The sequence below is a fragment of the Streptomyces sp. NPDC048331 genome, assembly GCF_043201215.1.
In the GTDB taxonomy this organism is placed as follows: domain Bacteria; phylum Actinomycetota; class Actinomycetes; order Streptomycetales; family Streptomycetaceae; genus Streptomyces.
In genome coordinates this window covers 82,609-105,317 of sequence record NZ_JBICYT010000003.1, presented here as the reverse complement: position 1 = coordinate 105,317, position 22,709 = coordinate 82,609, and the positions used below count along the sequence as shown (strand labels likewise).

At 72.7% G+C, this 22,709-nt stretch carries 19 protein-coding genes; 13 read left to right on the top strand and 6 right to left on the bottom strand.

The window, feature by feature from the left end; genetic code table 11:
• The first annotated feature begins 81 nt into the window (after positions 1-81).
• A complete protein-coding gene (locus tag ACGFYY_RS06475) occupies positions 82-1,632 on the top strand; it encodes a fatty acyl-CoA synthetase (RefSeq protein WP_393707392.1) in 1,551 nt (516 codons plus the stop codon).
• A gap of 95 nt (positions 1,633-1,727) precedes the next feature.
• Here ACGFYY_RS06475 and ACGFYY_RS06470 read toward each other — a convergent pair whose 3' ends face one another.
• Positions 1,728-2,582 (bottom strand): YhjD/YihY/BrkB family envelope integrity protein, encoded by an 855-nt coding sequence (locus ACGFYY_RS06470; RefSeq protein WP_393707391.1) that lies wholly within the window; start codon positions 2,580-2,582, stop codon positions 1,728-1,730.
• Between the two features lie 71 nt (positions 2,583-2,653).
• A complete protein-coding gene (paaK, locus tag ACGFYY_RS06465) occupies positions 2,654-3,958 on the bottom strand; it encodes a phenylacetate--CoA ligase PaaK (protein WP_393707390.1) in 1,305 nt (434 codons plus the stop codon).
• Between the two features lie 296 nt (positions 3,959-4,254).
• On the opposite strand from paaK, the gene ACGFYY_RS06460 reads away from it, so the two are divergent.
• Positions 4,255-4,782, top strand: a complete 528-nt coding sequence (locus ACGFYY_RS06460; RefSeq protein ID WP_393707389.1) for a hypothetical protein — start codon at positions 4,255-4,257, stop codon at positions 4,780-4,782.
• Positions 4,783-4,803: 21 nt separating this feature from the next.
• Here the strand turns inward: ACGFYY_RS06460 and ACGFYY_RS06455 are convergent, their stop codons facing one another.
• Positions 4,804-6,438, bottom strand: a complete 1,635-nt coding sequence (locus tag ACGFYY_RS06455) for an acyl-CoA synthetase (protein ID WP_393707388.1) — start codon at positions 6,436-6,438, stop codon at positions 4,804-4,806.
• Between the two features lie 197 nt (positions 6,439-6,635).
• Here ACGFYY_RS06455 and ACGFYY_RS06450 point away from each other — a divergent pair, with 197 nt between their 5' ends.
• The 10 genes from ACGFYY_RS06450 (at position 6,636) to ACGFYY_RS06405 (ending at position 17,044) form a co-directional block, all read left to right on the top strand.
• Positions 6,636-7,436 carry a crotonase/enoyl-CoA hydratase family protein gene (locus tag ACGFYY_RS06450; protein ID WP_365279201.1) on the top strand — a complete coding sequence of 267 codons (801 nt, stop codon included), beginning with the start codon at positions 6,636-6,638 and terminating at the stop codon, positions 7,434-7,436.
• A gap of 179 nt (positions 7,437-7,615) precedes the next feature.
• Positions 7,616-8,575 (top strand): Zn-ribbon domain-containing OB-fold protein, encoded by a 960-nt coding sequence (locus tag ACGFYY_RS06445; RefSeq protein ID WP_393707387.1) that lies wholly within the window; start codon positions 7,616-7,618, stop codon positions 8,573-8,575.
• Positions 8,575-9,633: a thiolase domain-containing protein gene (locus tag ACGFYY_RS06440; RefSeq protein WP_365276844.1), complete on the top strand. Its 1,059-nt coding sequence runs from the start codon at positions 8,575-8,577 to the stop codon at positions 9,631-9,633. Before ACGFYY_RS06445 ends, ACGFYY_RS06440 begins: the two co-directional genes overlap by 1 nt.
• The gene (locus ACGFYY_RS06435; protein WP_393707386.1) at positions 9,630-10,796 is read left to right on the top strand and encodes a thiolase domain-containing protein; all 1,167 of its coding nucleotides are present in this window, start codon (positions 9,630-9,632) and stop codon (positions 10,794-10,796) included. Before ACGFYY_RS06440 ends, ACGFYY_RS06435 begins: the two co-directional genes overlap by 4 nt.
• 188 nt (positions 10,797-10,984) lie before the next feature.
• Entirely contained in the window at positions 10,985-11,212 is a 228-nt protein-coding gene (locus ACGFYY_RS06430) for a DUF397 domain-containing protein (RefSeq protein WP_202505543.1), read from the top strand.
• Positions 11,213-11,392: 180 nt separating this feature from the next.
• Positions 11,393-11,851, top strand: a complete 459-nt coding sequence (locus ACGFYY_RS06425; RefSeq protein ID WP_393707385.1) for a hypothetical protein — start codon at positions 11,393-11,395, stop codon at positions 11,849-11,851.
• A gap of 10 nt (positions 11,852-11,861) precedes the next feature.
• Positions 11,862-12,572, top strand: a complete 711-nt coding sequence (locus ACGFYY_RS06420; protein WP_393707384.1) for a hypothetical protein — start codon at positions 11,862-11,864, stop codon at positions 12,570-12,572.
• A 93-nt stretch (positions 12,573-12,665) separates the two neighbouring features.
• The gene (locus ACGFYY_RS06415) at positions 12,666-13,073 is read left to right on the top strand and encodes an ACT domain-containing protein (protein WP_393707383.1); all 408 of its coding nucleotides are present in this window, start codon (positions 12,666-12,668) and stop codon (positions 13,071-13,073) included.
• Positions 13,074-13,176: 103 nt separating this feature from the next.
• Positions 13,177-16,038 (top strand): ATP-binding protein, encoded by a 2,862-nt coding sequence (locus ACGFYY_RS06410; protein ID WP_393707382.1) that lies wholly within the window; start codon positions 13,177-13,179, stop codon positions 16,036-16,038.
• Positions 16,039-16,543: 505 nt separating this feature from the next.
• Positions 16,544-17,044 (top strand): hypothetical protein, encoded by a 501-nt coding sequence (locus ACGFYY_RS06405; protein WP_365276827.1) that lies wholly within the window; start codon positions 16,544-16,546, stop codon positions 17,042-17,044.
• Between the two features lie 28 nt (positions 17,045-17,072).
• On the opposite strand, the gene kstD is transcribed toward ACGFYY_RS06405, so the two are convergent.
• From kstD to ACGFYY_RS06390, 3 genes are all read right to left on the bottom strand, one after another.
• Positions 17,073-18,866 (bottom strand): 3-oxosteroid 1-dehydrogenase, encoded by a 1,794-nt coding sequence (gene kstD, locus ACGFYY_RS06400; protein WP_393707381.1) that lies wholly within the window; start codon positions 18,864-18,866, stop codon positions 17,073-17,075.
• Between the two features lie 90 nt (positions 18,867-18,956).
• A complete protein-coding gene (locus tag ACGFYY_RS06395) occupies positions 18,957-19,550 on the bottom strand; it encodes a hypothetical protein (protein ID WP_393707380.1) in 594 nt (197 codons plus the stop codon).
• A gap of 288 nt (positions 19,551-19,838) precedes the next feature.
• Positions 19,839-20,963, bottom strand: coding sequence for an aminoglycoside phosphotransferase family protein (locus ACGFYY_RS06390; RefSeq protein WP_393707379.1), 1,125 nt, complete (start codon positions 20,961-20,963; stop codon positions 19,839-19,841).
• Positions 20,964-21,194: 231 nt separating this feature from the next.
• On the opposite strand from ACGFYY_RS06390, the gene ACGFYY_RS06385 reads away from it, so the two are divergent.
• Positions 21,195-22,682 carry a hypothetical protein gene (locus ACGFYY_RS06385; protein ID WP_365276819.1) on the top strand — a complete coding sequence of 496 codons (1,488 nt, stop codon included), beginning with the start codon at positions 21,195-21,197 and terminating at the stop codon, positions 22,680-22,682.
• Positions 22,683-22,709: the final 27 nt, after the last annotated feature.

Genomic DNA, 22,709 nt, shown 5'->3' with positions numbered 1-22,709 from the left:
CAGCCCATGTGATGATCTGTCAACATCCCGTCTGGTATCCGGTTATTGACCTTGGGCGTACGGGAGGACGAGGATCGCGGCATGACTGCGGAGCGGGCGGTGCGGGCGGTGCGGACAGGGCGAGCGATGCGCGACGACACGGTCGACGGACTGGTGCATGCCAGCGCCCTGCGGGTCCCCGACCGCCCGGCGGTGCGCTACCGCGAGCGGAGCTGGACGTACGCGGAACTCGACACGGCCGTCACCACCGGCGCCGCCGTGCTGCGGGAGCGGTACGAACTGGCCGCCGGAGACCGGGTCGCCACCTTCGCCCACAACTCCGACGCCTACCTGCTCGCCTACCTCGCCTGCGCCCGGGCCGGGCTCACCCATGTCCCGATCAACCAGAACCTCACCGGCGAGGACCTCGCGTACATCCTGGACGACTCCGCGAGCGCCGTGGTCCTCGCCGATCCCGACCTGGCCGGGAGGATCCCCGACGGGTACCGGGTACGGGCGCTGCGCGACGCCCCCGACTCCTTCCTGTCGGAGCTGGACGAGCCGCTGCCCTTCGAGGGCGACCGCGACCCGGGCGCCCTGGTGCAGCTCCTCTACACCTCGGGGACCACCGCCCTGCCCAAGGGCGCGATGATGACCCACCGGGCCCTCGCGCACGAGTACGAGAGTGCCATCGAGGCCCTGGACCTGGCCGAGGACGACCGGCCCGTCCACTCGCTGCCGCTCTACCACTCGGCGCAGATGCACGTCTTCCTGCTGCCATACCTGGCGGTGGGGGCGCGGAACACGATCGTGGACGCGCCGGTCGCGGAGCAGATCTTCGGCCTGGTCGAAGCGGGGGAGGCGGACAGCCTCTTCGCCCCGCCGACGGTATGGATCGGCCTGGCCGGACACCCGGAGTTCGCGGCGCGCGAGCTGGGCGCTCTCCGGAAGGCGTACTACGGGGCCTCGATCATGCCGGTGCCGGTCCTGGAACGCCTGCGCGAGCGGCTGCCCGACCTCGGCTTCTACAACTGCTTCGGCCAGAGCGAGATCGGCCCGCTGGCCACGGTGCTCGGACCGGCGGAGCACGAGGGGCGGATGGACTCCTGCGGGCGGCCGGTGCGCCACGTGGAGGCGAAGGTGGTGGACGAGGACGGCAAGGACGTGCCGGACGGAACGGCGGGCGAGGTGGTCTACCGCTCGCCGCAGCTCTGCCTGGGCTACTGGAACGACCCGGTGGCCACGGAGAAGGCCTTCCGGGACGGCTGGTTCCGCTCGGGCGACCTCGCGGTGCGCGACGCGCAGGGGTACTTCACGGTCGTGGACCGGGTGAAGGACGTCATCAACTCGGGCGGGGTACTCGTCGCCTCACGGCAGGTGGAGGACGTTCTCTACGCCCACCCGGGCGTGGCCGAGGCAGCGGTGATCGGGCTGCCCGACGAGCGCTGGATCGAGGCGGTCACGGCGGTGGTGGTACCGCGCGGGGAGGCGGGGGAGGTGACGGAGGCGGAGCTGATGGCCTATGCCCGGGAGAAGCTCGCCCATTTCAAGGCCCCGAAGCGGGTGCTCCTCGTGGACGCCCTCCCGCGCAACGCCAGCGGCAAGATCCTCAAGCGGGAACTGCGCGACCGCTTCGCGGAGCCCGGCCACTGACCCCGGCCGCAGCTCCCGCCGCTGACGCCCGTCCGCTGACGCCCGTCCGCTGATGCCCGTCCGCTGACGCCGGCGATCGACGCGGGGGAGCCCGGTCAGTCGGGGTGCGGGGGGCGTGCGGCGGGGCCCTCGGGCGGGAAGAGCCCGCCGCGCCGTAGCCGCCGCAGCGTGAGGTGCTCGTGCACGAGACGGCCGACGAGCGCGCCGCCGTAGACCACGAAGCCGACGCCGACCAGCCAGGACTGGACGACGAGCAGAGTGCCGAAGGGGCCGTAGGTCACCGCGTTGGAGGCGATGAGCGGGGAGAACACCAACTGCGAGAAGATCCGTAGCCCCAGCAGCCCGAGGCTGGTCGCCACCGCTCCCGGAACCAGGGCGCGCCAGCGGACCCGGCCGCCGAGCAGCAGGCGCTGCGAGGCGATGAAGAACAGGCAGGTGCCGACGAGGTCGCCCAGTGCGCCGAGGACCGTTCCGATGGCGTTGTTCGACGGGGAGGGGATCCCCACGAGCAGGCCCAGGTAGCAGACCAGCAGGGCGAGCCAGACGACGTGCAGCCACATGGTGTGCCAGCGTGCGGTCGGCAGGTCCCAGACCTTCTCGTAGCCCGTCTGCACGGCCGACCCGAAGGTCAGTCCGAACACCGCGAGGGCGGCCAGACCGAACGCCGTGGTCCGCTCCAGCGCCAGGTCGGCAGCACCGAAGAGCATCTCGACCCGGACCCGCGAGGCCTCCGTCACCCCGAGGGCCTGCCCCAGCCAGCGGCCGAAGCCCGAGCCGCTCCCGGGCGCGGCGGCCGCCACGACCACCAGCAGCGGCACCAGGGTCAGGAAGCCGAGGGCCGCGAAGCCCATCGCCCGGTGCATCAGCTCCATCTCCCGGCCGCGGCTCCAGGCCAGCCCGATCTGGGAGCCCTGGAGTCGGTCGTAGAGCTGCCGGAGGGTGGAGATCACACCTCATGCACTACCCCCGAGCGCCGGCTCGCTCTCGGGGGCCGCCCCCAAATGGGCCCGAAGGGGTGGTTTCAGCCGCCGGCTCCGCGAAGGTCGACCAGTCTCTTGATCTTCCCCACCGAACGCTCCAGCGTCTCCGGGTCGACCACCTCGACCCGTACGGAGACGCCGACCCCCTCCTTGACGGCCCGAACCACGGCGGCGGCCGCGTCCTGCCGCCGCTCGGCGTCCGTCTCCCGGCGGGCCTCCACCCGTACCGTCAGAGCGTCCATCCGGCCCTCCCGGGTCAGCCGCAACTGGAAGTGGGGAGCCAGCCCCGGCGTCCGCAGCAGGACCTCCTCGATCTGGGTCGGGTACACGTTCACCCCGCGCAGGATGATCATGTCGTCGCTACGGCCCGTGATCTTCTCCATCCGGCGGAAGGCCGGGCGGGCCGTTCCGGGCAGGAGCCGCGTCAGGTCCCGGGTGCGGTAGCGAATGATGGGCATGGCCTCCTTGGTGAGGGAGGTGAACACCAGCTCGCCCGGTTCGCCCTCCGGCAGCACGGCGCCGGTCAGCGGGTCGACCACCTCGGGATAGAAGTGGTCCTCCCAGATGTGGAGGCCGTCCTTGGTCTCCGCGAACTCTTGAGCCACGCCCGGTCCGATGACCTCGGACAGTCCGTATATATCCACCGCGTCGATGTCGAGCCGGTCCTCGATCTCCCGGCGCATCTCCTCGGTCCACGGCTCCGCGCCGAAGATCCCCGTCCGCAGCGAGGTGGCGCGCGGGTCGATCCCCTGGTGCTCCATCTCGTCCAGCAGGGTCAACATGTAGGAAGGGGTCACCATGATGACCTCCGGCCGGAAGTCCTCGATGAGCCGGACCTGCCGGTCCGTCATCCCGCCCGAAGCGGGCACGACCGTACAGCCCAGGCGTTCGGCCCCGTAGTGCGCGCCCAGGCCGCCGGTGAACAGTCCGTACCCGTAGGCGATGTGGATGATCTGGCCGGGCCGACCGCCCGCCGCGCGTATGGACCGGGCGACGACATCCGCCCAGGTCGCGAGGTCCCCGTCGGTGTACCCGACGACGGTCGGCCGCCCGGTGGTGCCGCTGGAGGCGTGGATGCGGCGCACCTGCGAGCGCGGCACGGCGAACATCCCGAAGGGGTACTGGTCGCGCAGATCGGCCTTGGTCGTCAAGGGGAACAGGGAGAGGTCGGCGAGCGACCGGCAGTCGTCGGGATGCACACCGGCCTTGTCGAAGGCCTGCCGGTAGAAGGGGACCTTCTCGTAGGCGCGGTGCAGGGTCGCGCGCAGCCGGGTGAGCTGGAGCGCGGCCAACTCGTCCCGGCCCAGCCGCTCGCCCTCGTCGTGGAGATCCGTGTACACCGCCATGCCGTCACCTCATCATGAGAACCGACCGATCATTCGGTAGATTGCCAGGAATCCGCAGGTGAAATCAATGACTCGAACGAGTGATCGTCTGTTGTGACGGCCCGCATGCCGATCTTCTCGCCGGACCGCCGGACCGCCGGACCGCCGGACCGCCGGACCGCCGGACCGGGGCGTCCTCTGATCCTCCTCGACCGGCGCGGCACGGGCGACTCCGCACCGCCGGCCGATGGTTCGTCAAGATCGGCGGGGTGGCAGACTGGCCGGCCGTACAGCGAACCGAGAGGACCGACGACATCGTGCGACGGATACTGCTGATCACAGCCGTGGCGGCCCTGGCTTTGGCGGCATTGGCGACGGCGACGGTGGCGGTCGGCGCGTATCTGCTGCGGGACCTCGGCCCACTGCCCCCGCGATACTCTGGTCCGCCGCTGCCCCGTGAAACGGTGGTGTCCGAGATGGCCTCGATACTGGCGGCGGAGGGCATCACGGTGGAGCGGGAGCCCTCCCAGGGCATGCGCACGTGCTACGAACGGCTCTCAGGGCTTCACGCACCGGAGACGGCGGACGCCGCCGTCGCGGCGGCCTTCGCGCGGGCCCGTTCCGACCACGGCTGGCAGGGCGGCCCCGACCTGGGCGAGGGGACGCTGACCCTGACGAAGGGCAACTGGACGGTGACCTCCCGGCTCATGGGTCAGGGGACGTCAGGTCTGCCGGTACCGGTGTTCATGACGCTGACCTGCGTGGACGAGGGCGACGCCGCCACCACCCCCACGGCGCCCTCACCCTCTGCCTCGGCCCTCACACCCGCGCCCGCGTCGTCCTGAGCGGGCGCGGGACGTACGACCCTACGGCTGCGCCGAATCCGCCTCCGTCGCCACCGCCTTCGCCCAGCGGTAGTCCGCCTTGCCGCTCGGGGAACGCTGGATGGCGGGTGCGATGACCAGCTGACGCGGGATCTTGTAACCCGCCAGCCGGGTGCGGCAGTGGCTCTGGATCTGGTCCAGGGACGGTACCCGCGCGCCCTCCCGGACCTGGACCACCGCGGCCACGTGGTTGCCCCAGGTCGGGTCCGGGACTCCGGCCACCAAGGCGTCGTACACGTCCGGGTGGGACTTCAGCGCCTGCTCGACCTCCTCCGGATACACCTTCTCGCCACCGGTGTTGATGCACTGCGAGCCGCGGCCGAGCACCGTGACGATGCCCTGTTCGTCGACGGTCGCCATGTCGCCGAGCAGCACCCAGCGTTCCGTGCCCTTCTGGAAGAAGGTCTCGGCCGTCTTGCCCGGGTCGTTGTAGTAGCCGAGGGGGACGTGCCCGCGCTGGGCGAGGCGCCCCGGCTCGCCCACCGCCACCGGTTCGTGCGTCACCGGGTCCACCACCTGCGTACGGTCGTTGACCTCCAGCCGGAATCCCTTCTCCGGGCCGGAGTCGTCCGTCGCGCGGCCGTTGGACCCGGATTCGGAGGACCCGAAGTTGTTCAGGAGCAGCACGTTCGGCACCAGGCGCTGGAATTCGGCGCGCACCGTCTCCGACATGATCGCCCCGGACGAGGAGACGCTGAACAGCGAGGACAGGTCCGTGCCCTTGAGCGGGCCGTTCAGGGCGTCGATCAGTGGCCGCAGCATCGCGTCGCCGACCAGGGAGACGCTGGAGACCTTCTCCTTCTCGATCGTACGGAGCACTTCCTCCGGCGCGTACTTCCGGTGGATGACCACCCGTTGGCCGTAGTTGAACGCGATGAAGGAGGTCAGCGTCGACGTGCCGTGCATCAGCGGCGGGGCCGGGAAGAAGGTGAGCCCGGCGCCGCGCGCCGTGACCCGCTCGGCCAGTTCCTCCGGCCGCTTCACCGGCTCGCCCGACGGCTCGCCGCCGAAGAGCCCGGCGAAGAAGAGGTCTTCGGCCCGCCACATCACGCCCTTGGGCATGCCGGTCGTGCCGCCCGTGTAGATGATGAAGAGGTCGTCGGGGCTGCGCTGCGGGAATCCGCGCCCGGGCGAGCCGGCCGCCTCGGCCTCCGCGTACGGGACCGGCGTGACCGAAGGCTCCGGGGCGCCCTCGGGGGCCTCGCCGACCCGGATCAGGTGTCGGAGCTTCGTCGTCTGCGGCAGCGCGGCCGCGACCCGCTCGGTGAACTCGCCCTCGAAGACGAGGGCGGCGAGATCGGCGTCGTTGTAGAGGTAGACCAGCTCCTCCTCCACATAACGGTAGTTGACGTTCACCGGGACCAGTCGGGCCTTCAGGCAGGCCAGCACGGTCTGCAGGTACTCGACGCCGTTGTAGAGGTGCAGGCCCAGGTGCTCGCCTGCCTGCAGGCCGCTGTCGAGCAGGTGGTGGGCGATCCGGTTCGCCGCCGTGTCGAGCTCCGCGTACGTCAGGCGGCGCTCGGCGCCGGTCCCGGGGTGGTCCACGTACACAAGGGCCTCGCGGTCCGGGACCACGTCCACGACCGACTCGAACAGGTCGGCAAGGTTGTACTCCACCGTTCCTCCTGACCCTGGATGTTCCCGAAGTTCCGATGACTGGCCACATGGCCGGCCTGCTCCGGCGGTCATTAGAGCGCCGGAGCAGGCAACTGGGAAGGGCGTCGCCCAAGAAAACTGACTGAGTGTCAGAAAACTATTGAACTGCACCCTCCCCTACTGCAACCTGTTCTAGGTCTTGAGACGGGAGGACGGCAATGGGTGGGACGGAACACCTGACCGTGGATCGGCACGGCGCCACGCTGGTGCTCACCATGAACAGGCCCGAGGCGAAGAACGCGCTCTCGCTGCCGCTGCTGGTGGGGCTGTACGACGGCTGGCTGGAGGCGGACGCCGACGACGGGATCCGCTCGGTGGTCCTCACCGGCGCGGGCGGGGACTTCTGCGCCGGAATGGACCTCAAGGCCCTGGCCGGTAAGGGCATGGCGGGCGACCTGTACCGGGACCGCCTGAAGGCCGACCCCGACCTGCACTGGAAGGCGATGCTGCGCCACCACCGGCCGCGCAAGCCGGTGATCGCGGCGGTGGAGGGCTACTGCGTGGCCGGCGGGACCGAGATCCTGCAGGGCACGGACATCCGGGTGGCGGCCGAGGGCGCCACCTTCGGGCTGTTCGAGGTCAAGCGCGGGCTCTTCCCGATCGGCGGTTCGACGGTGCGGCTGCCCCGTCAGATCCCGCGGACGCACGCCCTGGAGATGCTGCTGACGGGCCGCTCGTACTCCGCCGCCGAGGCGGAGCGGATCGGGCTGGTGGGGCGGGTCGTGCCGGACGGTACGACGCTCGCGACGGCTCTGGAGATCGCGGAACGGATCAACGCGTGCGGGCCGTTGGCGGTGGAGGCCGTCAAGGCGTCGGTCTACGAGACCGCCGAGATGACGGAGCGGGAGGGGTTGGCGTCGGAGCTGCTGCGGGGGTGGCCGATCTTCGACACCGCCGATGCGAAGGAGGGGGCGCGGGCCTTCGCCGAGAAGCGGCCCGCGGTGTATCGGCGCGAGTAGCTGCCGCCGTGCCGGTGCCGGTGCCGGTGCCGGTGCCGTGCCGGTGCCGTGCCGAGTGCGGCGCCGTTGCCGGGGGCGCTACCCCCGGACCCCCGCGCCTCAAACGCCGGCGGGGCTGAAAGGCTCCTCAAACGCCGGCGGGGTTGTTATCACCGGAATCGATTGCATCGGAGAGCACCATGACAGCTGCGCCCCCACCGGAGGTGCTCCGCGCGCCCCTCGTCGTCGAGTTCCCCTTCACCCGGTCCCTCGGGCCCGTGCAGAGCGCCTTCCTCACCGGGCTGCGCGAGGGCACCGTGCTCGGTGTGAAGACCTCCGACGGCACGGTGATGGTCCCGCCCGTCGAGTACGACCCGGTCAGCGCCGAGGAGATCCGCGAGCTCGTCGAGGTCGGCGCCACCGGTACCGTCACCACCTGGGCCTGGAACGACCGACCCCGCCCCCAGCAGCCCCTCGACACCCCCTTCGCCTGGGCGCTGGTCAAGCTCGACGGCGCCGACACCGCCCTCCTGCACGCCCTCGACGCACCCGGCCCCGACGCCGTCCGCACCGGCATGCGCGTACGGATCCGCTGGGCCGCCGAGCGCACCGGCGCCATCACCGACATCGCCTGCTTCGAACCGTACGAGGGCCCCGCCGGCGGGGAAGCCGTCCCGCACGACGGGAGCTTCGCCGACGCCGTGACCGGCATCGTCGCCGAGGCCCGGCTCGACTACGTCTACAGCCCCGGCCGTGCCCAGACCGCGTACATCGCGGCCCTATCCGAGCGGCGGACCGTCGGCGAGCGCTGCCCCTCCTGCCACAAGGTGTACGTCCCGCCGCGCGGCGCCTGCCCCACCTGCGGGGTCGCCACCACCGACCGCGTAGAGGTCGGCCCCGCCGGCACGGTCACCACCTTCTGCATCGTCAACATCAAGGCGAAGAACCTCGACATCGAGGTCCCCTACGTCTACGCCCACATCGCCCTCGACGGCGCCGGCCTCGCCCTCCACGGCCGGATCGGCGGCATCCCCTACGACCAGGTCCGCATGGGCCTGCGCGTCGAGCCGGTATGGACCGAGGGCGGCCGCTACCCCGACCACTACCGCCCCACCGGCGAACCGGACGCGGACTACGACGCGTACAAGGAGCTCATCTGATGTCCCGATACGCCCGCGAGGTCGCGGTGGTCGCCTTCGCGCAGAGCGACCACCTGCGCCGCACCGACGAGCTCAGCGAAGTCGAGATGGTCATGCCCGTCCTCCACCAGGTACTGGCCGCCACCGGCCTGAAGGCCGGCGAGATCGGCTTCACCTGCTCCGGGTCCAGCGACTACCTGGCCGGCCGGGCCTTCTCCTTCACCATGACCCTCGACGGGGTCGGCGCCTGGCCGCCGATCTCCGAATCGCACGTCGAGATGGACGGGGCCTGGGCCCTCTACGAAGCCTGGGTCAAGATCCAGACCGGCGAGGCCGACACCGCCCTCGTCTACTCGTACGGGAAGTCCTCACCGGGGTCGGTCCGCGACGTGCTGACCCGCCAGCTCGATCCGTACTACGTCGCCCCGCTCTGGCCCGACGCGGTCGCCCTGGCCGCCCTCCAGGCCCAGGCGCTGATCGACGCGGGCGAGACCGACGAGGCCGCCCTGGCAGCCGTTGGAGCGCGCAGCAGGGACGCGGCCGTCGCCAACCCGCACGCCCAACTCCGCGGCCCCGTCCCCCAGGGCGACTACCAGGTCAGGCCGCTGCGCACCGGGGACTGCCCGCCCGTGGGCGACGGCGTGGCGGCCGTCGTGCTGGCCGCCGGTGACGTCGCGCGCCGGCTCTGCGAACGCCCCGCCTGGATCACCGGGATCGACCACCGCATCGAGGCCCACAGCCTGGGCCTGCGCGACCTCACCGACTCCCCGTCGACCCGGCTCGCCGCCGAACACGCGGGTGTCTTCGAGGCCCCGGTGGACACGGCCGAACTGCACGCGCCGTTCTCCTCCCAGGAGGTCGTGCTCCGCAAGGCCCTCGGCCTCACCGACGACGTGAGCGTCAACCCCTCCGGCGGCGCGCTCGCCGCCAACCCGATGATGGCCGCCGGCCTGATCCGCATCGGCGAGGCGGCCGCCCGGATCCACCGCGGCGCGTCGCGACGGGCCGTGGCCCACGCCACCTCCGGCCCCTGCCTCCAGCAGAACCTGGTCGCCGTCCTGGAAGGGGACGCAAGGTGAGTAAAGAGCCCGTGGCCATCGTCGGGATCGGCCAGACCAAGCACGTGGCGGCCCGCCACGACGTGTCCATCGCCGGCCTGGTCCGTGAGGCGGCCGCCCGCGCCCTCGCCGACGCCGAATTGACCTGGGGGGACATCGACGCGGTCGTCATCGGCAAGGCCCCCGACTTCTTCGAGGGGGTGATGATGCCCGAGCTGTACCTGGCGGACGCCCTCGGCGCGGTCGGCAAGCCGATGCTGCGCGTGCACACGGCCGGTTCGGTCGGCGGGTCCACCGCCCTGGTCGCCTCGAACCTCGTGGCGGCCCGCGTCCACCGGACCGTCCTCACCCTCGCCTTCGAGAAGCAGTCCGAATCCAACGCCATGTGGGGCCTGTCCCTCCCCGTCCCCTTCCAGCAGCCGCTGCTCGCCGGCGCCGGCGGCTTCTTCGCCCCGCACGTGCGCGCGTACATGCGGCGCACCGGCGCGCCGGACACGGTGGGCTCGCTGGTGGCGTACAAGGACCGGCGCAACGCGCTCAAGAACCCGTACGCGCACCTGCACGAGCACGACATCACGCTGGAGAAGGTCCAGGCCTCACCGATGCTGTGGGACCCGATCCGCTACTCGGAGACCTGCCCCTCCTCCGACGGCGCGTGCGCGATGATCCTCACCGACCGGGCGGGCGCGGCCCGTTCGTCGAAACCGGCCGCCTGGGTGCACGGCGGCGCGATGCGCAGCGAGCCCACCCTCTTCGCCGGCAAGGACTTCGTGTCGCCGCAGGCCGGAAAGGACTGCGCGGCCGACGTCTACCGCCAGGCCGGCATCACCGACCCGCGTCGGGAGATCGACGCGGTCGAGATGTACGTGCCGTTCTCCTGGTACGAGCCGATGTGGCTGGAGAACCTCGGCTTCGCGGCGGAGGGCGAGGGCTGGAAGCTCACCGAGGCCGGGGTCACCGAACTCGACGGGGACCTTCCGGTCAACCCCTCGGGCGGCGTGCTGTCCACCAACCCGATCGGCGCCTCCGGCATGATCCGCTTCGCGGAGGCGGCCCTCCAGGTCCGCGGCCAGGCCGGGGAACACCAGGTTCCGGACGCCCGCCGGGCCCTGGGGCACGCGTACGGCGGCGGCGCGCAGTTCTTCGCGATGTGGCTGGTGGGAGCGCAGGAGCCGACCTCCTGAACAGCGGGAGCCGACCTCCTGGACACAGGAGCCGACCTTCTGGACACAGGCCCGGCCGACGACGGAGGGGCCGGCCGGGGAGCCGGACCGGCCACGGGTGACTCACCGTGGCCTGTCCGGCACCCGCCGCGGTGGCTAACCTGGCCCCCGGACGACGTACCGGGAGGAGCACGCACGTGGCCGAGAGCATGACTTCACAACCCCTCGCCGGCTGGGGGAAGCCGGACCTCGATCTCACCGAGGCGGACTGGCAGTCGAGCAGCCGGGGAGTGGGCGACGTCCAGATCGCCTTCGTCGAGGGCTTCATCGCGATGCGCAACAGCGAGCGCCCCGAAAGCCCTTCACTCATCTTCTCGCCGGACGAGTGGCACAAGTTCGTGCTGAACGCCCGGGGCGGTGAGTTCGACCTGACCTGACCTGACCTGACCTGACCTGACCTGACCTGACCTGACCTGACCGGGCGAGGCACGTACACGGCGAACCACCGGGCGCGGCCGCCCGCCCGGTGGCCGCCGGCCCGAGCGCCGCGCCCCCGTTGCGCCGACTCAGGTCGCCCGGCAGGATGGGGCCCATGACGCTCACCCGCCGAAAGGGCGATGCCGCGTAGACGGCCCGGCGCGCTGCGCGCCGCACGAGGAACCCACGCCGGCCGGCGGTCACCGGCCTGGGCGCGTGAACTGCCCGCCCTGGACCGCCTGTCACCCGCCGCGAGCGCGGAGGTCCACTGGACGGCCGGCGCCCGCGTCCACCCGCTCGGCGACCTCCTGCACCGTTACCGCGCCTTCCTACGGAGCCCCGGCCCGCGCCTACGGCTGACCCGCGCCGTCTGCCCGGCCCCGCTGTGCGCGCTCGACGACATCGCCGCGGTCCGGGACGAGCTCGCCGACGCGTACCGCGCCCTGCCGCCCGGAGCCCGGCGCGCGCTGGGTCACGTACTGCGTCCCCTGGACGCGGAGTTCCGCCGGCGGACGGTATTCGATCGGGACGCCGCGACCACGGACCGGTCGGGGAGCCCGCTTCCGCGGTGGCACCGAAGGCTCTACAGGGACGAGTGAGAGGAGATCGATGGAAGCCGAACGGCAGCAGGTGCTGGAGCTGCGGATCGTGGCACCGGCGAGGGGATGGGTGCAGGTCCGGCCCGTGGTCGACGGGCGCGACGTCCTGGCGGAGCTGTGGGCGCCGTGGGCGGGAGAGGACCCGTGGGTCGTGCTGGGCCCGGGCGGCGTCGCCGTCGCCGAGGACGGGCCGCGCGACGTGCGGCTGGGGCGGATCCCCTGCACGGAGGTCTGCTGCGGGGCGCTGTACGTGACAGTGCGCCGGGAGGTCGACGAGGTCGGGTGGGACGGCTGGCGCAACCCGGCCGGCGGCAACGCGGACCTGCCGGAGCTCCGGTTCGACGCGGCCCGGTACGCGGCCGAGGTCCGCCGGGCGCAGCAGGACCGGGCCTGGGAGTGGCCCGCCCGGACAGTGGCGGGCCTCCTGGCGGAGCGCCTCCGGGCGGACCCGGGCTGGTCGCAGCGCTGGGAATGCGAGCTGGATGCGATCTGGACCGACCGGTCCGAGCCGCACCGTGTGGAGCTGGTGCTCCTCCACCCCGACCAGGCAGCGGATCGGGAGGGCCGGCCCTGGTTGCAGCTCGGAGTGACCCTGGAGGTCGGCGGCGGGGACCCGGCGGCCGAGGCGGACCGTCTCGCGGCGCGCATCGCGTCCGGTGACCGGCAGGAGCTCGCCGAGGTATGGGGCCGCTCCGCGCACTACTCCGCGGAATTCCCCTGAGCCGCGGACCCCTCGCGCACGCCCCCGAACACGGCACGTGGCCTGCCTCCCGACGTACCGGACACCGCCGGGGCGACGGGTAGGGTCGGCCGTATGAGCGGAGAGCGGGATCTGCGGAAACTTCTGGGCGGCATGCGGCCCGAGCTGAACGAGGGGCGGTACGTCTTCTGCACCGTCAACAGCACCACCGTCCCCGCCGGGACCAGCCCCGTCGCCACCGTCCTCGAACCCGAGGGCCTCACACTGGTGCTGCGCCAGGAGGACGCCGACGCGGCCGGCCTCGCCTACGACTGGACGGCCGGCTGGATCACCCTGCGGATCCACTCCGCCCTCGACGCCGTCGGACTCACCGCCGCCTTCGCCACCGAACTCGGCGCACACGGTCTGAGCTGCAACGTCATCGCCGGCTACCACCACGACCACCTGTTCGTGGCCGCCGACCGGGCACAGGAGGCCGTGGCCGTCCTGGAGGACCTCGCAGCCCGTTCCCTACACGACTGAAGCCCCCCGGAAAAGAAGATCGGATTCTTTTCCGCAGTGGCATCCCTCGCGCTGTGCGCCGGGCGTACGCTGAACCCCCGAACAGGCCTGGGGGGTACCAGCCATGACGGACCGCCGGACCCGCACACGGCGCACGATGGTCGAACGCGATGCCGAACTCGCGATCGTCGACGAAGCCCTGGACCAACTCACCGGTCCCGGGCCGGACGCGGGTGGCGCGCTGCTCGCCTTCTCCGGCCCCGCGGGCCTCGGCAAGACCGCCCTGCTCGCCGAACTGCGCCGTCGCGCCCACGCCCGCAACTGCACCGTCCTCGCCGCCCGCGGCGGCGAACAGGAGCAGAGCCAGCCCTTCCACGTCGCCCGCCAGCTCATCCAGCCCCAGCTCGCCGGCACCTCCGAGCAGGAACTGCGCGCCGCCCTCGGGGGCTGGTACTCCATCGTCGGCCCGGCCCTGGGACTCTGCGCCCCCGAACAGGGCGTCCCGCCCGACCCCCAGGGCCTGCGCGACGGACTCGACTGGGTCCTCACCCACCTCGTCGTCAAGCGCGCCCCCGTCGCCCTCGTCCTCGACGACGCCCACTGGGCCGACCCCGAGTCCCTCGGCTGGCTCGCCGCCTTCGCCCCACGCGCCGAGCACCTTCCGCTGCTCCTCGTCGTCGCCTACCGCCCCGACGAACTGCCCGAGCACGCCGACGCCTTCCGTACGCTGCCCGGCCGGGCGGGACAGCGCCCGCTGCCCCTGGCCCCGCTGACCCCGGCCGCCGTCGCCACCCTGGTCCGCGACGCCGTCGGCGCCCACGCCGACGACGCCTTCTGCCAGGAGGCGTGGGCCGTCACGACCGGCAACCCGTTCGAGGCCGTCGAGCTCACCGTCAAGGTCCGCGGCAAGGGCCTGACCCCGGTCGAGGCGAACGCCCCGCAACTGCGCGACCTCGCCGCCGCCCAACGCGGCAGCGGTCTCGTCGCCCGTCTGGAGCGCCTCGGCCCCTCCACCGTCCGCTTCGCCTGGGCCTGCGCCGTCCTCGGCACCGCCATCCCGCAGGACCTCGCCGCCCGGGTCGCCGCCCTCGGAGCCGAAGAGGCCGTCGACGCCACCAGGCGGCTGCGTGACGCCCGCATCCTCTCGGCGGCCACCGCCGAGGAGACCGACGCCGGGCTGGAGTTCGTCCACCCGCTGATCGCCACCGCCATCTACCGCGCCATTCCCGACGCGCTCCGCGTCGCCCTGCACGGCAAGGCCGCCGCGGCCGTCGTCGACGCCGGACTCGGCTCCTCCGCGGCCGCCCGCCACCTGCTGGAGACCCACCCCGAGAACGACCCCTGGGTGGTGCGCACGCTGCGCGAGGCCGCCGGCGAGAACCTCCGGGCGGGCGCCCCCGAGGCCGCCCGCCGCCAGCTCGCCCGCGCCCTGCTCGAACCCCCGGACTTCGACGAACGCGCCGCCGTCCTCTACGAACTGGGCTGCGCCTCCCTGCTCACCGAGCCCGCCAACACCGTCAATCACCTCCGGGCCGCCCTCGCCGAGCCCTCCGACGACCCGGCCCTGCGCCAGGGCATCGTCATCCGGCTCGCACAGGTCCTCGCCCACAGCGACCGCCTCGCCGACGCCTCGGAATCGCTCGCGCGGGAGATCCCGTACACCCAGGACGTACGCGCCCGGCTGCGCCTGCAGTCCGAGCAGTTCATGTGGGACGCCTTCAACGCCGCCGAGACCGACTCCCCGGCCCGATCCCGGCGGCTCGCCCGCCTCGCCGACCGACTCACCGGGCGCGACCTCACCGAGCGGTACATCATCGGGCTGCGCGCCTGGGACGCCTGCCTGCGGGGCGAGCCCGTCGACGTGGTGCTGCACCACGCCGGACGGGTGTTGGAACGGCCCTTCAGCTGGGCCCACGAGGACCGCGGTTTCGAGGTCCCCGTCCTGGTCGCGATGGCCCACATGTACACCGACCGGCCCGGACGCGCCGAGGAGCTGTTCGAGGCGGGCACCGCCGAGTTCGAGCGGCACGGCTGGCGCGGGGCGCACCTCTCCTTCGCCTACAGCCTCCGGGCCTACGTCCGCTACCGGCGCGGGCGGCTCGTGGAGGCCGAGGAACTGGCCCGGGCCGGGCTGCGGCTCGCGGAACGGGTGGGCCGGCGTACCCCCGTGCACTGGTACGCCATAGCCATCCTCCTCACCACCCTGCTCGCGCGCGGTCGGCCCGAGGAGGCCTGGGAGCTGGCTCGGGAGCACGAGTACGGCGCACCCTTCCCGGCCGCCGTCGTCTTCCCCGACTCGCAGACCGTGTACGCCGAACTGCTCCTGTCCCGGGGCGAGACGCGGGCCGCCGTCGTCGAACTGGAGGCGGTCGACCGGCGGCTGACCCCGCGCGGCATCCAGAACCCGTCCTGGTGCCCGTGGCAGCTGCACCTGGCCCGCGCGGTGGCCGCGGACGATCCGTGGCGGGCCCGCGCCCTGGCCGACGACGCCGTCCGCCGGGCCCGCGCCTTCGGCGCCGCCTCGGGCATCGGCCAGGCCCTGCGGGTCGCGGCCCAGGTCGCCGCCCCCGAGGAACGGGCCGGGCTGCTCCAGGAGGCGGTCACCCTGCTCTCGGCCTCACCGGCCGGCTACGAACTGGCCTGCGCCCTGGCCGAGCTCGGCACCGAGCTGCGCGACGAGGACCTGCTGATGCAGGCCTTGGTGACGGCGCGGGAATGCGGTGCGGACGGATTGGCCCGGGAGACGACCGACACCCTGCTGGGGCTGGGCGGCGCGCTGCCGTGCGGGCTGGCATGGGAGGACGGGCTCACGGAGGAGGAGCGGCGGGCGGCGGACCTCGCGGTGCGCGCCGAGAAGGAGTCCGTGCCGGAGACCGTGGTGCTGCCCTCGCCGGACTGGGCGCTGTCGGCGGCCTGTCGCAAGCTGGGCACCGACCGGCCCGGGCTCAGGGAGGCGCTGGAGGCGTTCGCCCGTAGCTCGACGTGATCGGATCCGCCACGATCCGGGCCGGGAGCCCGACCCGGCCGGCCTCACCCTCCCGAGCCTTCGGACGGCCCGCCCGCGGATGCGGCTGATCGAGCCGGCCGTGCACCGCTGGGACGCCGCATCCGGACCGTCGAGGTGAGGGCCCCGGCCCGGTGCGGCAGGCGGCCGGTACCGCCGGGGCGGGGGAGACGTACCGCTTCCGGCGTACCGGGGGGACCGGAAACCTGGACGGTCCGCCCCTCGGGGGGCCGGGTCCCGCCGGAGCCCGGTTCCACCGCCCCGGCGGACGTCGAGGCCACGGGCACCGCCTGCGACCTCGCCCTGTTCCTCCGGCGCCGCCTCCCGCTCGCCGCCCCGCGCGCCGAGGGAGCCGCCGCCCCGCTCCCGCACCGGTTCACGCCCGTCCCACCGGTCCGAGGGCCCGGGCCGGCGGGCCCGGCCCGGGCAGGTCCCCGGATGCGGGCCCCCGGACCGGAAAACTCGCGCGGCCACGTACCATGGCGGCATGTCCTTCCTCCGCCGCCACCGCGCCGCCACTCCCGCCGGCCCGGACTTCGACGTCCTGGCCATGGACCCGGGGGACTGGCCGGGCAATCTCGGGGCCGGGCTGCTGCCCGCGCCCGACGGCAGCTGCCAGGGTGTCTTCCTCCGCTACGACCTGTTCGGCGGACGCGGCCCCGCGATGATCATCGGGAACCTCCCGGAGGGCTCCCCGGCCCGGGACCTCACCGAGAGCCAGATCCCCTTCGAGGTGGCCCAGCTCCTCGACGCACTGGAGAACGACGAGGACGTCGAGGTCACCGGCGTCGAGGACTGCCCCGTCATGCAGGGCGACAACCTCCTCATCGTCCGCAAGATCAAGCTGTCGGAGTCCCGCATCTCCTGCGTCCAGTTCGACCGCAGCGACAACGTGCTGGTCACCATCGCCAGCTGGGACCGCCCGATCACCGATGACCTCTACGCCCTCCTGAAGCCGCTCCCCGCCGAGCTCTTCCAGCAGGGCTGATCGTCCTCCGTAGCCCGGGGTGCGGGCGTCACGCGTCCGCGATGGCGTTCGCCGCAACGTAGCCGAACGTCATCGCGGGGCCGATCGTCGATCCGGCGCCCGCGTAGCTGTGCCCCATCACCGCCGCGCTCGCGTTGCCGGCCGCGTACAGGCCCGGGATCACCGAGCCGTCCGGGCGCAGCGCCCGGGCCCGGGCGTCCGTGACGATGCCGCCCTTCGTACCGAGATCCCCCGGCACGATCTTGAACGCGTAGAACGGCGGGATCAGGACGGGTGCCAGGCATGAGTTCGGGTGCACGTTCGGGTCCGTGTAGTAGTGGTCGTACGCCGTGTCGCCCCGGTCGAAGTCGGTGTCGTCGCCGCTCCACGCCTGCGCGTTGAATCGGCTCAGCGTCGCTCGCAGCGCGCCCGCCGGAACCCCGATCTGGCCGGCCAGCGCGTCCCAGGTCCACGCCTTCTTCGCGGCGCCCGCCTGATACCAGGCGTCCGGGAACGGCAGCGTCGGCAGGATGTCCTTGAACAGGTACTTGTTGCGGTAGTACTGATCCACGATCAGCCACGCCGGGATGTGCGAGCCGACGGCACCCCGGTCCTTCTCGTACATCACGTGCACCACATCGCTGTACGGCGCAGCCTCGTTGACGAACCGCGCGCCGTTCGCGTTCACGATCAGCCCGCCCGGCAGGGTCCGTTCGGCGAGGCAGAAGTAGGGCTCCCCGGGCAGCGGGATCGACGGGCCCCACCACGCGTCCTCCATCAGCGCCAGCGCGGCGCCGGCGCGCTGACCGGCCCGGATCCCGTCGCCGGTGTTCTCCTTCGCGCCCACCGACCACTGGGTGCCGATCGGCTGCTGCTGGTACTGCGCCCGCATCTGCGCGTTGTGCTCGAAACCGCCCGAGCCGATGACCACCCCGCGCCGGGCCCGTACGGTGCCCCGTACGCCCCCCTGCTCCACCACCACGCCGGTGACCGCGCCGCCCTCCTGGACCAGGTCCACCAGCGGGCTGTTCAGCCACACCGGAACCCCGGCGCGCTGGAGCCCGGCGCGCAGCCCGGCCGCCAGGGCCTGGCCCATCGTCAACGGCTTCTCGCCGCGCAGCGCCGCCTTCGTACCGCGCGCCAGGCACTCGGTGGACACGGCGAGGCCCTTGGCGCTCACCGCCGCCAGGTTCAGCCATTTGTAGTCCTGGCTGAAGACCACCATCCCCGCCGGCACCGGCATGTACGCCGGGTTCAGACGGGCCAGTTCGGAGCCGAGGACGTTCCCGTCGATCTGGTCCGGCTCGATGGAGCGGCCGTTGGGCAATCCGCCCGGCAGATTCGGGTAGTAGTCGCTGTAGCCCTCCATGAAGCGGAACCTCAGCGGGCTGTTGGCCTTCACGAAGTCCAGCATCCGCGGCCCGTTGGCCAGGAACGCGGCCTGCCGGTCGGCCGGCACCGTGGGCCCGACGACGGCGGACAGGTACGTCGCCGCCTTCTGCGGGGTGTCCGGCACCCCCGCGCCCAGGATCACCGAGTTGTTGGGCAGCCAGATACCGGCTCCGGACCGGGCGGCCGAACCGCCGAAGGTCGCGGCCTTCTCCACCACGAGTACGCTCAGCCCCCGTTCGGCGGCGGTGAGCGCGGCGGTCATCCCGGCCGCCCCGGACCCGACCACGACGACGTCGTACTCGCCGAGCGGCGGCCCGTCCTGGGTGCCGTCGGCCCGGGCGGTGGCGGACGGCAGCACGGTGGCGGCGAGGACCCCGGCTCCGGTGCCGGCGAGGACCGTACGTCTGGACGGGAGGGCGGCGGGGGTGGTGCGTGAAGCGCTTGCTGACATGGGCAGGCTCCAGCGGAGTGGGGAGGAGGGGAAGTACCTCCAGCATTTCTGATGCTGAGTCAGAAAAGGTGTTCGGGGGATCATGTGATGTCAAGGCATCCGGCGCCGCCGCCTCCAGTACGCCACGGTCACCACGCCCAGCAGCGGTCCCCACAGGATCAGCGGGGCGTAGCAGACGTAGAACCAGAGGGCGCTCCAGCCACCCACCTCGCTGGGGAAGTCGGCGGGTACCGGATCGCCCTGGATGGTGGTCCCGGTCACCTCGGCCACCAGCGCCAGCACGGTCCAGAGGCCGGTCAGCGCGACGGCACCGAGCGCGGCCGGGACGACGGCGACCGCCACCGGGATCCGCCGGCCACCCAGCACCGGCAACCGCCGGGGGAACACCTCGCCCCAGGAGGCCACCAGCCCGACCGCGGTGAAGGCCAGCAGCTCGGATACCACCGAGAGGATGACGACGTACACCTCCAGCGGCAGCCAGTCCGGCAACTGCCCGCTGTCCGCCGAGGAGTGGTCGACGAAGAGCAGGCCCAGCCGCCACAGACCGGACGGCAGGACGGTGAACGGGATGGCGTACGCGCAGATCCGCGCCCAGCGCGGAACCCCCGCCACCGGTGCGTGCGCGGCCTTCCAGGCGGTGCGGACGCGACCGCCCGCCGGGCGGACGTCGACAGGTAAGGACACGGTCTCCTCCGGAGCCGCGGGCAACCCTTGCCCGCTCCACTTCGAAGATCGCAGTCGTGCGGGCGGGTGGGGATCGGTCGCCGGACGGATCCGCCTCCACCACGCGGGGGAGACCCGTCCACCTCGCGGATGACGGGGCCGCGCACCCCGTATTGCGCACCCCGGGCCGTGCACCCCGGGCCGTGCACCCCGGGCCCCGCACCCCGGGTCCGTGCACCCGGGGTCGCACCCGGGCACGGCGAAGCCCCGTGGCGGTGGGGGCCACGGGGCTTCGCGTATCGGGGACGGTCAGCGCGTGCCGACCGCCGCGCGGACCGCTCGGCGCGCCATTCCGGCGTCGTCGTGCAGGCGGCGGAGCAGCAGCCGCTGCTCCTCGCCGGAGGACAGGGCACCCACCGGCAGCGGCTGGGTCGGGGCGTTCGCCAGCATCGAGCGCTGCACCGCCGTCTCGGACATCCGGATCTCCCGGGTCAGTACCAGCATCAGGTTCACCAGGAAGGCGTCCCGCGCGGCCGGACCGGCTGCCTGGGCGAGCCGGCTGATCTGGGCGCGGGCGGCCGGGGCGTCGCCCAGGACCGTCCACAGCGTCGCCAGGTCGTACCCGGGCAGGTACCAGCCCGCGTGCTCCCAGTCGAGCAGCACCGGTCCGGCCGGCGACAGCAGCAGGTTCGACAGCAGGGCGTCACCGTGGTTGAACTGCAGCGCCGTGCCCGACAGCTTCACGCCGTGCAGCAGCTTCTGCAGGTCACCGAGGTCCCGGTCGGTCAGCAGGCCCAACTCGTAGTCGCGGGCGATCCGCCGCGCGTAGTTCATCGGGGTGCCGAAGAGATCCGCCGGAGGCCGCCACTGGTTGACCCGGCACACCGCGCCCAGCGCCGCCCGGAGGTCCACCCGCGGCGGCGGCTCCACCGGGTGCCGCTGCAGTGCCGCGACCCGGCCCGCCATCCGCTCCACCACCAGCGTGCAGTTCTCGGGGTCGGCGGCGATCAGCCGCGGCACCCGGACCGGCGGGCGGTGCCGGACGAAGGCCCGGTATGCCGCTATTTCGTGCCGGTAGCGCTCCCGCCACTCGGGCGAGTGATCCAGTAATACCTTCGCGACGGCGGTCATCCGTCCGGTGGTGCCCACCAGGAGGACCGAGCGGCCGCTGCGCCGAAGTACCTGCACCGGGGCGAACTCCGGACAGATCCGCTGCACCGAGGCGAGCGCGGTGCGCAGCTGCGCCCCCTGCGGCCCCGAGAGGTCGATTCTTCCGCTGACGGGCAGGGACCCGGTTCCCGGCATCCGCCGCGCCCGGACGGCGCCCTGCGCCGGAGCGGACGGGCGGCCGGGTTCGAGGTAGGGGCCGCCGCCCGCCGGGAGCGTGCGGTGCGACCGGACCGGTGCGGACACGGAGGACGTTGCTGCGTACATGGTGATACGGATCCCTTCGTGCGCCGACGAGTTGCGTACGCCGCCCCGCCGGATCCCGTACTTCACCCTGGGGAGTTCCGCCGGTGAACCGGGTCGGGGAGGCGCATTCCTACCTGACACCCGGCGCGAGGTGGCGAACCATCGGGCGTGCCCTGGCGAAGCCTGGCGAATAGTCGCTGGGCATCTGACGGCGGGCTACTGTCAACTCAGCCGAGAACCTGGGGGCTTGACGTGAGCAAAGGTCCGAACACCCGCTTGAACGACCTGTTCGGCCTGGCCGGCTGGTCGAAGGGCGAACTGGCGAGGATGGTGAACAGGCAGGCGGCGGCCATGGGCCACCCCCAGCTGGCCACCGACACCTCGCGGGTGCGGCGCTGGATCGACATGGGGGAGGCCCCCCGCGAACCGGTGCCCACGGTACTGGCAGCACTGTTCACCGAGCGGCTCGGTCGTGTCGTGACCATCGAGGACCTCGGGTTCGTACGGCAGCGGCGCACCAACAGACGGCAGCCGGAGGGGGCTCGTGAGAACCCCGACGGGATGCCATGGGCGCCCGAACGCACAGCCGCGGTCCTCACCGAATTCACGGGAATGGACCTCATGCTCAACCGTCGCGGTCTGATGGGCGCGGGAGCGGTGCTCACCGCCGGCTCCGCCCTCAGCAACGCCATGTACGACTGGCTGCACACCGACCCCGCCCTGGCCAAGGAGGCCCGGAACTTCGGGGATTCCTTCCAGGCCGACCCAGCGGGCTACGACCGCTACGAGGCAGCGCCCATCGGCTCCCAGGAGATCGAGGCGCTGGAGCGCTCCGTGGAGGTGTTCCGCGCCTGGGACGCCTCCCGCGGGGGCGGACTCCAGCGCAAGGCCGTCGTCGGCCAGCTCAACGAGGTGGGCGGGATGCTCGCCTACCACCACCCGGACCACCTGCAGCGCCGCCTGTGGGGGGTGGCGGCCAACCTGGCGGTCCTCGCCGGCTGGATGTCCCACGACGTGGGCCTCGAACCCACCGCGCAGAAGTACTTCGTCATCGCCGCGCACGCGGCCCGCGAGGGCGGCGACCGGCCGCGCGCGGGCGAGGCACTGTCCCGCGCCGCCCGCCAGATGGTCCACCTGGGCAAGCCGAACGAGGCCCTGGACCTGATGAAGCTGGCCCAGTCCGGCTCGGGCGAGCAGACCCTCCCGCGCACGCGCGCCATGCTGCACACCATCGAGGCCTGGGCGCAGGCCGCCATGGGCAAGGGCCAGGCCATGCGCCGCACCCTCGGCGAGGCGGAGGAGCTCTTCGTCTCCGACAAGGGCGATGTCCCGCCGCCGAGTTGGATGCAGCACTTCGACGAGGCCGACCTGCACGGCATGCAGGCCCTCGCCTACCGGACCCTCGCGGACCACGACGCCGCCGCGGCGCCGATCGCCGCGCGCCATGCCCGGGAGGCCCTGCGGCTGCGCGGCGAGGGCTACCAGCGCTCGCAGATCTTCGACTACATCTCCATGGCCTCGGCCTGCTTCATCGCCGACGAGCCGGAGCAGGCCGACCGGTACGCGCGCCTCGCCCTGGTCTCGATGAACGAGACCTCCTCGCACCGGACCTGGGACCGGCTGCGCGAGATGTACCGGCTCACCGCCCAGTACTCCGGGTACGCGCGCATCGAGGACCTGCGCCAGGAGATCAAGCTGGCTCTGCCGGACACCCCGGCGCCGCGCGGCACGGGGGTGTAGGGCGGTCAGGTCCTTGCGCGAGGCCTT